Raw genomic sequence first — 14029 nt, 5'->3', positions numbered from 1 at the left:
ATTCCGGAATTCGCTTTTTGATACTATTTTCCATATTTCGCTTTGATTTGACATTTGATGCACATTGCTTCTGTGGTATAATAAATATGGTTCAAATCTGGAGGTTATGCAAGCGATGAACGAAGAACTCTATCAACAAAAATTGATGGCCTGCTGGCACGGAAAGAATATCGGCGGGACTCTGGGCGGTCCCTATGAGGGATTCCCGCAGATCAATCATCTCACCTTTTACGATCCGGTGCCGCAGGAGGCCATGCCCAACGACGACCTTGAGCTTCAGGCGATGTACGTCGCCGCCCTCCTGAAAATGGAAAAACCGGCGGCGGACCGGGAAGTGCTTGCGGGGATCTGGGAAAAGCATATGAATTTCCATGTCGACGAATACGCCGTGGCGATGCGCAATCTTTCGCTGGGAATCCGCCCCCCGTTTTCCGGCAGCTTCGACAATCATTTCACCTGCGGAATGGGAGCGGCGATCCGCAGCGAACTCTGGGCCTGCCTCGCTCCCGGCGATGCGGAACGGGCCGCGGCATGGGCCTATGAAGACGCCTGTATCGATCACGACGGCGACGGTGTATGGGCGGAAGTTTTCTTTGCCGTCATGGAAGCGCTGGCTTTCCGCGAATCGGATGTCCGGGTATTGATTCGGGCGGGATTGGAGCATATTCCCGCGGAGAGCATTCTGGCTCAGGGAATTTCCGCGGCCGTCGAGTTGTGGGATCAGTCCCGGGACTGGGTCACGGCCCGCAATGCGCTTTTCGAGCGGTTCGCCAATGAATGTAAGAGCGATGTACGCATCAATGTGCCGTTCACCGTTCTGGCGCTGCTTGCCGGAAACGGCGATTTCGGCAGGACGATCTGCACCGCGGTGAATTGCGGCATGGATACCGATTGCACGGCCGCAACCGCCGGCGCACTCCTCGGTTTGCTCAAGCCCGACTGCATTTCAGACGAATGGCTGGCTCCCGTCGGAGATAAAATGGTGGTGCGCTCCTCCGCGATCAGCGGAATCGCATGCGCCGATACAATCCAGGAATTTTCCGGGCAGATCGGCGAACTGCGCCGGCGCATTTCCGCACCGGCGGCGCGGAGCGCGGCGGAAGCGCCGGATTTCGACGCGTACAGGATTGCGGGAGAGGTGGCGTTTCAGCACAATCTTGCCTGGTACCGCGTGTGTCCCGCCGAACTGTCGTGGGAAACGAGACAGTTTCTGCCGATCAACGGCAGGCTGGAAGTCCCGGAGGAGTACCGGGGAGACGGCGGTCAGGTTGTGCTGCGATTCCGTTTCAATATCGAACGGGAAGGCGAATACACGATCATGTTCAATTCTCCGACCTCGAACCAGGTCTATCTCGATCAGGAACAACAGGAGCTTCATGATGACCGCGATATGCTTTTCGGACGCCAGCGGACCATGACCGATGCCCCGCGGCCCGGAGACGGGCAGTTTGCCTGCCTGGAACGGATGCTGATCTTCAGCCCGACCCTTTTCGGCGCGCCGCTGAACCAGTATAAACGCTTTGTTCGATTGAGTCCCGGCCGCCATACGCTGATTATCGCACTGGAACCCGTCAAATGCGAAAAAGAGATCTATTGGGGAATGGCGGTCGGCCAGGGATCACCGGAGATGATTATCCCGAAGGCTTTTCACAATGAAGCGTTTCGGTAATAAATCTCCTAACATAACAGAAAAAGGAAGATAATCATGGGAAAGAGATGGAATTTCACTCTTATTGAACTGCTCGTAGTGATAGCGATCATCACGATTCTTGCCGCAATGCTGCTGCCGGCGCTGAATCAGGCGCGGGACCGGGCGCGGGCTTCCTCGTGCATCAGCCAGATGAAGCAGATCGGCCAGGGGGTGTACATGTACTGCAATGACAACGACGATTTTCTGCCGACCTACAATCACAACACCAAACTGACCGCGTATACGTCGGGATGGTCAGGAATTCCCGATCTCTATCTGATTCCGTATCTGGGACTGGCCGAAACGGACAAACAGGCCTGGGGAATCATGTACCATGAAAAGCCCAACCTGATGCGCTGTCCGGCAGATGTTGTGTATCCGCACAAGGCGGACGGAAATATGTATTACACCGGCAGTTACGCGGCGCTGCTGAACTCCCGTGAGTCGACCGACTCCGGGTCCGGTTGGATGGAGTGCAACGGAAATGGGGCGCAGTCCGGTGCTGGAGTGACCTACCACCGGATCTCCAAACTGCCGGGCAGGAGCGTTCTCTTCATCGAGATGGAGAGAAAGGCGGACGGTACAATCTATCCGGCTGCCCCGATTTGCGGCGCGGAAAACTATGACTGCACCCGGACACACGCGATGGACATCGGGGAGACCCGTCCGCTGGGATACAATCACAGCTCCTCGCGCATGGCCAACTACTGCCGGGCGGATGGGAGCGTACACTCCGTGAGTGTCGGGACGAAGTGGCAGCGGGATTTGAGTTTCTGATGAAAAAGGCATTGGACAATGCGTAAAAATATCACTTTTTCCGCTCTTGTGTTGTTGCCGCTGTATCTGGGGGCGGTTCCCGACATCCTTTTCCCGCCGCGGGGGGAATGGCGTCTGGAACAGCAGGCGGAATTCCGCGACGGCGGCTTTTATCTGAACGGCACGGACACAAAGAAAGACTCGTTTCCCAAAGCGCAGCTCTTTTTCAAGGCGAAACGCGGCAAGCATTATACGTTCAGCGCAAAGATCAGGGGGAAGGGCATTTCAAAGTCGCAGGCATACTGGCAGGGAGTCCGGCTCATGCTGGTGGGAAATTTTTCCGGACAATGGAAAGAATTCTCCAAGCCGTTCGATCTGAGCGGGGATTTCGACTGGAAAACCATTTCGTTTTCGTTCGATGCTCCCGCCGACTTTGACGGCTGGCTGATCTGCGGCCTGCGCGAAGTGACCGGTGAACTGTGGATTGAGGAAATCACCGTGGATACCGCACGTCCCGGCGAAAAGCCTGCCGTACCGGAAAAGTCCGCGGAGGCCCTCAAAAACGAGCAGGCCGATCTGGGTTTTGTGGTGCTTTCCCGGTTTTCGCCGAACAGTTTTGAATTTCAGCAGATGCTCGACAGCTGGCGCAAGCGGCTCGGCAAGGCCGATGAATACCGTGACTTCCTGATGAATCTTTATCAGGGATTCGCCGGAAATGCGCTCAGCCCCAATTATTGCGGCTGGGACCGGAAGGGACGGATCGAGCGGCTTCCGAAAGAGCTTGCGGCGCGTTTCACCGACTGGCGCACCAACATGCAGGGACTTGCAAAATTCGGCTTGCACTCATCCGCCGACAGCGAGATCACGGCATTGCAGAAACTGCTGAAGCTGCATAAAACGGGTACCGCGGTTTATCCGGTCGAAATCGAACGGGCGGTCGGTTATTATACCGCCCTTGCCGAGGAGCGCGCGCGGCTCGGTGCGTCGCTGCTGGAACTGGACCGGGAGTTTCAGGCGTTTCAGCGTCTCGCGGAATTCCGCAACTCGCAGGGGAGTTCCATCAGCACGGATGAACTGAAGGAACGCTGGACGCGCCTGAAAGAGACGTGGCGGAATGATTACAACGCCGGGAATTTCTATCAGTGCTATCTTCATTCCCTTGCAGGGACGAAACTGCGCGGGGAATTCGCGCGTGCCGTGTATATCCGCGACGGGCGTTCGCCTGTCGTCCGGCCCGGCGCGGGAACCTATGCGGTCGGAGTGTTCGGTTTTGAAGGCAGCTGGCACACGCTTCTTTGCACCAATACGACCGGGACCTCTCTTTATGCCGATTCCGGCAATGAATTCCAGCCATATACGGACAGTAAGGACGGCTGGAGTGTTTCGTTCGACATTCCGGGCATGACTTCCGCCGAAAGCAGCGTGGAGAGCGGCTCATGGACTCACTCCGTCCGGAAATTTCAGTTCAAAGCTCTTGACGGCAGCCGGAAACATGATGTTACCGCATACTGGAGCGCGCTGGCGCCCGGAGTCCTCTATGATTTCCCTTCCGAAACCGTCGCCGTCTCCGACAACACGCTTCAATATCCTTGCGCTCCGGCCGGGATCATCGCGGAGTGTGACGGAAAGATCGGAATTTTTCCTGTGGAACACTTTGACCCGTCCCGGCTCAGCGCGAACTGGCTCGTCCTCTGCTGGGAGAATCCGGCAGCCAAGATGCCGGTTCTGCTGGTATTTGAAAAACGGCCGCACTCACTGCGCGTCACAGATGGAAGTCTGCGCATCGGGCGGAAAGGCGGCGTCGGCAAGTTCGCCGCGGCAACTCTGTACGGCGCGGCTCCGCAGGACCCCGCATGGGGCAGCTGGCAGGCCGTTCCGGGAGAGGTGGCCGGACAGATTGCCGCAGTTGTTCCCCTGCTGACTTATTTTCCGCTTGAAATGGAGGAATTTCATGCCAATGACCGCGAAGGGCGGATCACGGTCTGGAACCGTGTGATTTCGGCAGTGAAACTGGCTCCGCAGGCAAGTGAATATGTCCCTTTTCCCCCGCTTTTCAGCCAGGCTTTATCGGGAAAGAGTTCGATTGCCGGATGTGACCCGCTGGAGAAAAGCCCGCTGATGACCAAATTCGGACCTTTCCGTTTCCGAAAGGGGAAACTGCTGAGTTACCGGCTGGAAGCTCCCGATCTGCTGGATCGCATCCCGCTGCGGCCCGACGGCGAGGAGGAGCTGATCGCCGAGTACAACCGCGTCATCAGCGAACGCTCCATCTCCGACGAGTGGCGGGAAAACCATCTCTCCGACCAGGCGCTCGGCCTGATGCACGGCTGGCTGCTGATGGATGAACGCAGCCGGAAAACGCTGAATGTCTTTCAGACTCCGGGACAGCTCGACCGCATTGCGGGAGGAGAAGCCTTCTACGGCCGGGCCCGCGGCGACGCAAGCTGGCTGATCCCGACATTTCATATCGAACCGGCGACCGGGAAAAGCGCATGGCTCGCCGGCTGGCGCGGTTTCCGTCACGGTTCCCCCATGAAAGGAGACATGACGGCATTCAACATGCAGTTGCTGCAGTTTCCGCTGGCGCAGGGCAAGTGGTTCGGCCGGTGGGACCTGGTGGAACGGCACTGGAACCGGCTGCGGGAGTATTACTCCGCCGTTCCGTTCTGCCAGACCTGGCGCGCCCCCGGCATGAACTGTACGAATACGGGCATCATCCTCTCCAGCGATATGTACGGGGACGGATTCCGGTGCTACTCCATCATGTACCGTCTGGCGCAGGCGATGAAAGATGAGGAACTGGAGGACAACGCGCTCTATTTTGCCGCCAAGCAGACCGCTTCGACAACCGCGCTTCTCAATCCCAATATTCCGGTTGTTGCACGGCATCTGCACAACACCGGCGGGAAAGAGTGGCCGGACGGCGACGGCGGCTGGCATTTCGGAGTGGACAACCGGGGAATTTTCACGCTGGACTGGGAACCGGAAAATCCCAATGCGTGGAATGCGCCCTGGCAGCTGGCCGGATGCGTCAGCTATGACCACCCGTTCTTCGGCATGCTGACGCGTTTCCTGCCGGAAAGCACGCTGGCGATCCTGAACGAGCAGAAGCGGCGCGTGCCCGGCTTCTTCCAGCCGGATTACCTGGTGTCGCCCGCCTACGGAGCACGCATCTGCAACGCGCACAACTCTTTGAAGCTCATGGCGTTTCTGCGCGCTCCGAAAGAGGAGGTGCGGGAGATGTACCGTACCTTCGCCGTGGATTATCTCGCCGATGAAGGCCCGTCTTCCGTTCCTGCCGAAGCATGGAAAAAATATCACGGCGGCAGTCACTTCTGGGATTGGCCGCTGCGGGTAAACTCACTCCCGCACATCATCGCGCAGAATGATCCGGTCTGGATCGGGGATTTCGGCAGAATGCGGCTCTATCAGGGCTCCTACGACCGGGGAACGCGCACGGCACGAATTGAGCTCGGAGCGGAAACCGATGACACGCTGGTGATCGTTTCTCAGGTGAAGCCGGATGCCGTTTCGGTCAATCAGACTCCGGCGAAGTTTACCGCCGGCGCATGGGGATGCGACTATTCTATTCCGATTCCAAAAGGCGCGGCGGTCGTCCGCATCGAACTGCCGGAACTGCCGGAACCGTCTCCTTTCAGCGGAACGATTCAGCCGACCGTTTCGCTGTCTCCCGCACCGGCTCCCGCCGGAAAGCCCGCCGTTCAAACACCGGGACGGCAGTTCAAAGTCGGCAGGTGCGTACAGGTCGACCTGACGAAAGTGGTCAACCAGCCGCTGAACGACTCTCTGCCGGATGCGCGGCAGGACCGCTGGAAATTCCCGGCGGCTGGAAAGCCGGTTCAAATCTGCGGAGTTCCTTTCACGTTCAATGCCAAAGGGCTTGTCATGCTGCGCGGTCATGAGAGACCGCAGAAGCCGCAGTCGGTTCGGATTCCGGTTCCCGGAGACGGTTCGTTCCGCCGCATCTTCTTCCTGCACGGAAGCTGTTACAGCCGGAACGGTCGGGTGCTGACCTACCGTCTGCATTTCACGGATGGGCAGACGCGGGATATTGAGGTTTTCAACCGTGCGCAAATCGGCGAATGGAAAGCCAAGCCGGGAAGCGATTCTCTGGAATATCTTCCGGCGGCACTGGCAAGCGGACTGTTTAAAGCTGCGGCTCCGGGACAATGGGGCGAAGGAGTCGGCGGATATGTTTTCGCCTGGGAGAACAATGTCCGGGCCAGAGGCATGACGGCGCAGGGTGTCGATCAGCAGGGAACCGCCCGGCTGGAATCCATTGAGGCGATTTCCGCGGGTGGAGGTGTTCCGCTCATTCTTGCCGTCACATTGGAGAAATGATCTTATGGACTTTCAGACACCGTGGTTTGATTTCCGGCTCACCGGCCTGGCGGACGGATGGACGTGCGATTACACATGCCGCCGGGAAGCGGAGGAAATCTGTATTGCCGGATTCCACTTCCGCAACGTTCAGCCCGGCAGGCTTCCCGCCTGCCGTCTGGAGTTCCGGGTCCCGTGGCGGGACATGCAGATCAAGTGGATGCCCCGCAGAAATATGACCGACTGCCACCATTTTTTCCCCGGCTGGTGGAACGGCGGAAAATTTCCGTATGCCGTCACCCACAATCAGCTGCTTTACGTATTTGCGAACGAAGCCGGTCGGAACCGCCTGGCGTTCGCATGTTCCGAATGCTGCCGGACGGTGCTGGCGACCTGCGGAGTGTCGGGAGAATATATCGAGTGTGAACTTTTCTTCAATACGACCGCTTCCGACCCGGCTGTCGAATTTTCCTTTGAAGTGAAAATCGACCGCCGGAAACTGGCATACGATTGTGTGCTCGCCGATCTGGCAGAGTGGCAGACCCGGCAGTATGCTCCGGCACCGGTCCCGGAATCGGCCTTCCTTCCGGTCTACTCCACCTGGTATCAGTTTCAGAAGGAGGTTTCTCAGGCCGAACTGGAAAAGGAACTTCCGGAAGCGGCGGCCGCCGGTTTGAAAAACATCATCATCGACGACGGCTGGCAATGCGCCGGGAACGGCGGCGGCGATGACATGTCCTCTACGGGGGAATGGCTGCCGGATCAGACAAAATTTCCCGATCTTGCGGCCTTTTCAGAACGCTGCGGGGAGTATGGCGTCGAATGCCTTCTCTGGGTCGGGCTTCCGTTCGTCGGGAAAAAATGCGCCGCCGTTTACGAGAAATTCCGGGGAAAATACCTGCTCGAAAACGATTCGTTTGCCATTCTCGATCCGCGTTTCCCGGAAGTCCGGCGGCACCTCGTCGGAGTCTGCCGGAGGCTGGTGTCGGATTACGGGCTGGCGGGCCTGAAACTGGATTTCATCGATCAGGTCCACCTGCTGGGCAGGAAAGATCCGATGGGGGAAGAAGATGCCGCCGGACGGGATTTCCGTTCTCTGGAAATGGCGCTTGACCGGTTGCTTGATGAGATCCATTCGGAATTGTGCAGCCTCCGGAAGGACGTGCTGATCGAGTTCCGGCAGTTTTACAGCGGGCCGTCCATCCGGCAGCACTGCAATATTCTTCGGGCGCAGGACTGCCCCGGAGATGAATTCCAGAACCGCATGCGCACCGTCGATCTGCGGTTGACTGCTGTTCCGACGGCGGTTCATGCCGATATGATGACCTGGCATCCCGCGGAAAAAGTTCCGGTCATTCTGCGCCAGCTCCTGAATACGCTTTTCTCCGTGCCGCAGATTTCCGTCCGGCTCGCCGACGCGCCGGAGGAAGTCCGGCGGGCGCTGGCCGGTTATCTGAAATTTACGGGGGAATACCGTGAACTTCTGCTGAAAGGCCGTTTAAGCGCTTCGCATCCGGAGCATTGCTATCCTGTGGTGTCGAGCACGCTCGGCGATGAAATGCTGATCGCCGTTTATGCGGACGGGCAGGTGATCGAGCCGCCGCGCGGCCTCGGGTGCGTGGTCGTCGTCAATGCAAGCTGGCGGGACGGTGTTTTTCTGCGGGTGCAATCCAGTGTGGCGGTGAAGATTTTCGACATATTCGGGTCCCTCCTCCGGGAAGAAACGTTTTCACCGGGAATACGGGAAATCGCCGTCCCTTCGACCGGTTACGCATTGCTCACGCCGGACGGCGCCGACCGGCATTTCATTTCTGAACGCTGAAAGGGGAAAATGATGTCATATATTCCAATTGCCGCCTCGCCGGAGTATTCCACCGTCACACTTCAGGTCGGCTTGAAGGAGAGATTGCGCTGTCTCCATATTTCGGATACCCATCTGCTCTTTTCCGACGGCCGGGACTGCCGGGCCAAATACGATGTGGCGCTTCGGCGCTGGGGAGAATACGTTTACGCCAATGTCGGGCGCAACGTCACTTATTTTCTGGATGCGCTCCTTTACGCGAAACGAAACGGTCTCCTGCTGCTCCATACCGGGGATCTGATTGATTTCTATTCTCCCGCCAATCTTGAGGCGGCGGAACGGCTTCTGGAGCTGGCCGGAGTGAACTGTTTCCTGTGTGCGGGAAATCACGAATACACCAATTATTCCGGCCAGCATCCGGAGAGCCCGGAGGAGCAGGAGGAAGCACGCAGGGAAGTTCCGAAAATTTTTGCCGACAGACTCGATTTTGCTTCCAGAATCATCGGCGGAGTCAACTTTATCGCCATTGACAACAGCTCGGGATTTTTCCCGGAGGAATCATTCGACTTCTTTAATGCGGAAGCCGCCAGGGGGCTGCCGATGATTCTGCTGATTCACATTCCGATCTATACGCCCGGAGTGCTTGCGATGCTTCGGGATGAGGAAAACGTCAGGGATTTCAGCTTGTGCGCCATCCCGGAGAATCTTCCGAGTGCCGGTTGCAGATACGCTCCGACGGATGCCGTGACACTGAAATTTGTCCGGCGGTTGAAAAGCGAACCTTTGCTGAAAGCGGTACTGGCGGGACACGTCCACGCTCATCGCAACCAGATGGATGAACTTGCTGCGAATCTTCCCCAGTTTGTGGCGGGCGGAGGGTATTATGGCTGCGGCACGATCATTGAAATCAGTTGACCTGCCATCATCACAAGCAATCCTGTATGATATACCAATAGATTATAAAGCAGTGATGAATGCAGATCCTTGACGCTGATCGCCCGGCGGCCTTCCGGCTTTTTCGTCGTTTTGATTCCGAGCCCTTCCAGAAAACGCTTGATTCGGTACGAAACCAGCGAAGCATCGTGCAGATACATTTCGGCATGTACCGGAAATACATATTCTCCGTATCGCGGAAGAGTTTTCAGATAATTCTCCAAAGCCGACAGAATCGGAATCGCCATATCGACGCCGGTTTTGCGGCGCTTGCGGAAGATCATCCGGGTTGCCCATGAAATCTCATCCCATTTCAAAGTACAGATGTCACCTTCAGTTAAATCGGTCACGGCGGCAACCAGAAACAGCGGACGGCAGAACTCCGAAAGTTCGTCATCCCGGAAGATCGCATGAATGGTCTTGCCGACCAGTTTGTATTCTTGCCTGTAACCGGCGCGGATGATTCCATCGTTACGCTGGGCCTGAAATGTGACATCTTTGACTGATCAGGTAAGCAACATAACTTTTGCAATGGCATTTCCGAACCGCCGTCATGGCGGTGATCTCCGGATAAGTCGCTTTCATAAATGCCAGAAAATCATTCCTGAAGCGCAATTTCAGCCTGACGATATGTTCCGACGATATCCGCTTCGATGGTTTCTTCCGTGAAAGTACAACGGTGTTCTTAGAAACGGAAACGGTAGCGATACTTCTTTCCCACGCAGTTGAACAGAGATTCCCTCTCTGAACCATCATGATTTCTGATGAATTGACACAGGAGGCTATGTCGAAGTACTTCTTCGCAACCGAGCACAAAATCGTGTGCAGAACTGTCCGAAAATTTGCAAAGCCTTAATTTAAAAGATAAAATAGCTCAGGTAGCTAGATGTGCTTTCCTTCAAATATAAACTCACATTTTCTCGGATGGCCCAAAAATTGATTTTAAAATAATTTTCTTTAAAATTACGTGCGGTGCAATTCTGATCTTTCTGAAAATCAATCCAGTATTAGTTTTCTGAAAATCTCATTTGGGTTGAAATCATCGTTCTATAATGCTATTTTACAGTCATTGACAAATCTGATATTATATTGTATCGGACTGCCAATCAATTTACTAACCGCAAAACGGTACCTGCTTCCACAGAAAGTAATATTTGCCCAAGTATATAGCTTTACCAAGCAGCATGGATAAATATTCCAAGGAATAAAACAGATGTATAGAAATATGATTCAATATTTAACGGAAAATTCTTTCTTGGTTTTCTGTACTTTCACTGGGGCAAGTATTGCTATATATTTATTTTCTCGATTAGCATATAAGAATAGAATACAGCAATGGCTAATGCATAAATGTTACTGGAAGAAGAATTCACAGAACATTGATGAAACACCATATCACAATTTGGCTCCAGTGGATTATTATGAAAAAATCGAACCATATGAAGAAATGTTATTATCGGCATTATACGATCCTAATGTGAAAAACATTGCAATCGCGGGTGCATACGGTTCTGGAAAAAGTTCAATTATAAAAACTTTTTTGAAGAGGAACCCTTACTACAGAAGTAAGACTGTTAACATTTCGCTTGCTTCATTTTGTGTCGATAATGAACATGATATGGATGGGAATGAAAATCGAGATAACAGTAATATTTTGCAAAGACAATTAGAACTAAGTATTCTTCAGCAGTTAATTTACCATACGCCACCAAACGAAATTCCATATTCTCGCTTTCGTCGGATATGGAATATTGCCAAACGCACTATTGTGTTTAATGTACTCGCTGGATGTATTGTGCTGATGGGTGGGCTATCTTTCATCAACTCAGATTTATATAGTGCATATGTCTCCAACTATAACTTACTTTGGCCAGTTCTTTCCATTCAAATAATTTCTTTCATTTTAATTATTATTTTTATAAGTTGGATTGTTCGGTTTTGTAGTAGATTGAGCTGGCTCAAAATAAATATTCCGAATGTTGAGCTTGAAATATCCCAAGCGGATGCATCCTCTATCTTAAATCGGCATATGGATGAAATCATTTATTATTTTGAATCGGGTGCGTTTGATACTGTTATTTTTGAAGATCTTGATCGGTTTGATAGTGTTCTGATCTTTCAAAAACTGCGTGAAATAAATTTGATTTTAAACAATGCCAGACAGATCGGACATCGTATCGTTTTCATTTATGCATTGCGTGATGATGTTTTTAAAGATGAAAGTAGGACGAAGTTTTTTGATTATATGATCCCTGTAGTTCCTATTGTAAATATTTCAAATTCAGGAGATAAGTTAATTGATTTTTTTGTGCGGCATAAAGAAATATCTCCAATTCCTTCAAAGGATTTTTTATCGGAAGTTTCGATTTTCATTGATTCAATGCGTTTATTGGTTGGGATTTGTAATGAGTATGTTCTTTACCATAAAGTATTAAATGATGGAAAATTAATTCCTGAAAAACTTTTTGGAATGATTGTTTATAAAAATCTCTACCCTGATGATTTTGTTTTATTACACAACAATTCAGGTATCCTTGCGAGTATACTTTCAGAAAAATCTGCATATATAAAGGAAAAAGATACATGCTTGAGTAAAGAGCTGACTGATCTAAATAATAAACTTGCTTTAGCAGAACAAACATGGATAAAGAATAAAACTGAACTGCGATTACTTTATTTATCTTTTATTGCAAATGAATATGCGGATCAATGCATTGAGATATCATTAGATAATCGATATCCTCTTTGGAATTGTACTGAAGATAGCTTGTGGCAACAGTTATATTCAGCCAAGCCACTATATCTCCATCTTTATTCACGCTATAGAAATCAAGATGAGAATATTGCTTTTTCTGAAATAGAGGATAAAAATGGAAAATATTCCGAAAGAGAAAAAATAATTGAACGTACTCACGAGCAAAATAAAAAGGAAATAGAGAATAGGATTGTTGAACTCAAAAAACAAAAGGCAAAGCTAAAAACAATAACGGTAGCTGAATTGATTTCGAATCAAGCTATTCCACTGAAGCAAGAGAATTCCAAACTGAAATCGCTGATTGGTTTTCTCCTTGGGAATGGATATATTGATGAAAATTATCATACTTATATTTCTTTTTTTCATGAAGGAAGCCTCACTTCTGTAGACAATGAATTTGTGATGTCTGTTATTGGTAAAAATCCAGTTTCATGGAATTACCAGTTGGCAAACACAAAGAATATAATAGATCGATTGCAAATCCAGTACTTTGATAAATCATACATTTTAAATTTTGATTTGCTAACAAAATTATTAATTACAGATAATGATAAATGGGTTGAAAAGCGTAATGCCATGATTCAATTGTTAGCCAAGCTGGATATGGAAAGCAGGAAATTTATTGATGCCTATATTGATCACCCTAACTCCAGGCCTGAAAAGCTTTTTGGAATAATTACCAGAAGCCGACAAGATTTTTGGGAGATTATTGAAGCGCAAGCCGATCTGCCGTTCTCAAGAAAAGATAAATATCTTGCAATTTTATTTGATGGTTGCCATGACCAGTTACAAGCATTAAATAAAACCGGTTCGTTAAAAACATATTTTACTCAAATGGATCATGTTTTTAGTTTTATTGATGTTCATAATAATCCAGATGCTTGCATAAACGCGATTGAAAAATTAGAGATTCAATTTGAAAACCTTGATTTACCGGAAACGCAAAGTGCATTGCGTGTTTTTGATTATATCTATAGAACCAATGCATATGCATTGAATACTCAAGTCTTAAAAGTTGTATTGCAAGTAAAAATGGGAAAAGAATTTAACTCTATAGATTTTCAAGAAGCAAATTATTCCTATGTCAAAAAATCAATGTTGCCAGAATTACTTGATTATATCGATAATAATTGGCCTGAATATTTTAATAATGTCATTTTAGGGAATTGTAAGCAAAGTGATGATCAATCTATTATAACGACCATTCTGAATAACTCTAATATATCTCTTGAGATAAGAATTTTATACCTATCATGCCAAAAGACTCCTCTGGCAGATTTGCATCTAATATCTGAAAATGAGGTAAAAAATGCAATTATCAAAAACAACTTAATGAAAAGCAACTGGCATAATATTTTTTCACACACCTGTCCTAACAAACTTTTGAAGGGGTGAAAAAAGTGGAGCCAACTTGTCCGTAATAGTATATTACGGTTGCCTAAACCACAAGGAGGCTCCGTAATGAAAAATACATCAGTCAGTCTTTTTCGTCAAGTGTTGGATTTGATACCGAAGCGAGAATTTGAAGAAATAGTCATGAAACACAATGGAGACAAGCGAAAACAGTCCTTTGACAGTTGGGCACATTTTGTGTCGATGATCTTCTGCCAGTTGGCGCAGGCCAATAGTCTGCGAGAGATTTGCGGAGGTTTGAAAACCTGCGGAGGCAAGTTGAATCATCTTGGAGTGGAATCCGCTCCAACCAAATCCAACTTGTCGTACGCCAATGCCCATCGCTCTCCGAAAATGTTCG

The 14029-nt window shown here is 50.7% G+C and carries 8 protein-coding genes; 7 read left to right on the top strand and 1 reads right to left on the bottom strand.

The features are described 5' to 3' along the window. The first annotated feature begins 115 nt into the window (after positions 1 to 115). From FYJ85_RS19685 to FYJ85_RS19665, 5 genes are read left to right on the top strand one after another with little or no spacing between them, the layout of a single operon-like run. Positions 116 to 1669, top strand: coding sequence for an ADP-ribosylglycohydrolase family protein (locus tag FYJ85_RS19685; RefSeq protein WP_206213340.1), 1554 nt, complete (start codon positions 116 to 118; stop codon positions 1667 to 1669). A 36-nt stretch (positions 1670 to 1705) separates the two neighbouring features. Continuing rightward, positions 1706 to 2467, top strand: a complete 762-nt coding sequence (locus tag FYJ85_RS19680) for a type II secretion system protein (protein ID WP_106055125.1) — start codon at positions 1706 to 1708, stop codon at positions 2465 to 2467. A gap of 18 nt (positions 2468 to 2485) precedes the next feature. Beyond that, positions 2486 to 6808 carry a hypothetical protein gene (locus FYJ85_RS19675; RefSeq protein WP_154420410.1) on the top strand — a complete coding sequence of 1441 codons (4323 nt, stop codon included), beginning with the start codon at positions 2486 to 2488 and terminating at the stop codon, positions 6806 to 6808. A gap of 4 nt (positions 6809 to 6812) precedes the next feature. Next, on the top strand, positions 6813 to 8609 hold the full coding sequence (locus FYJ85_RS19670) for a glycoside hydrolase family 36 protein (protein WP_154420408.1): 1797 nt from the start codon (positions 6813 to 6815) through the stop codon (positions 8607 to 8609). 9 nt (positions 8610 to 8618) lie between these two features. After that, positions 8619 to 9503 (top strand): metallophosphoesterase family protein, encoded by an 885-nt coding sequence (locus FYJ85_RS19665; protein ID WP_154420406.1) that lies wholly within the window; start codon positions 8619 to 8621, stop codon positions 9501 to 9503. On the opposite strand, the gene FYJ85_RS19660 is transcribed toward FYJ85_RS19665, so the two are convergent. Then, complete coding sequence (locus tag FYJ85_RS19660; protein WP_154420403.1) at positions 9470 to 9871, bottom strand: site-specific integrase; 402 nt, start codon at positions 9869 to 9871, stop codon at positions 9470 to 9472. The genes FYJ85_RS19665 and FYJ85_RS19660 overlap by 34 nt on opposite strands. An 863-nt stretch (positions 9872 to 10734) precedes the next feature. On the opposite strand from FYJ85_RS19660, the gene FYJ85_RS19655 reads away from it, so the two are divergent. Both FYJ85_RS19655 and FYJ85_RS19650 read left to right on the top strand, forming a co-directional pair. Continuing rightward, a complete protein-coding gene (locus FYJ85_RS19655) occupies positions 10735 to 13671 on the top strand; it encodes a YobI family P-loop NTPase (protein WP_154420401.1) in 2937 nt (978 codons plus the stop codon). Positions 13672 to 13737: 66 nt separating this feature from the next. Next, on the top strand, positions 13738 to 14029 hold a 292-nt coding region (locus FYJ85_RS19650), incomplete at its 3' end, for a DUF4372 domain-containing protein (RefSeq protein WP_154420399.1).

Origin of the sequence: Victivallis lenta (genome assembly GCF_009695545.1) — a bacterium.
Classification (GTDB): Bacteria; Verrucomicrobiota; Lentisphaeria; order Victivallales; family Victivallaceae; genus Victivallis; species Victivallis lenta.
This window is presented reverse-complemented; position numbering and strand designations above follow the sequence as displayed.

Bases quoted from the DNA above. Each gene is read 5' to 3' on its own strand.
- FYJ85_RS19685 (WP_206213340.1), top strand. From the start codon at position 116: ATGAACGAAGAACTCTATCAACAAAAATTGATGGCCTGCTGGCACGGA.
- FYJ85_RS19680 (WP_106055125.1), top strand. From the start codon at position 1,706: ATGGGAAAGAGATGGAATTTCACTCTTATTGAACTGCTCGTAGTGATA.
- FYJ85_RS19675 (WP_154420410.1), top strand. From the start codon at position 2,486: ATGCGTAAAAATATCACTTTTTCCGCTCTTGTGTTGTTGCCGCTGTAT.
- FYJ85_RS19670 (WP_154420408.1), top strand. From the start codon at position 6,813: ATGGACTTTCAGACACCGTGGTTTGATTTCCGGCTCACCGGCCTGGCG.
- FYJ85_RS19665 (WP_154420406.1), top strand. From the start codon at position 8,619: ATGATGTCATATATTCCAATTGCCGCCTCGCCGGAGTATTCCACCGTC.
- FYJ85_RS19655 (WP_154420401.1), top strand. From the start codon at position 10,735: ATGTATAGAAATATGATTCAATATTTAACGGAAAATTCTTTCTTGGTT.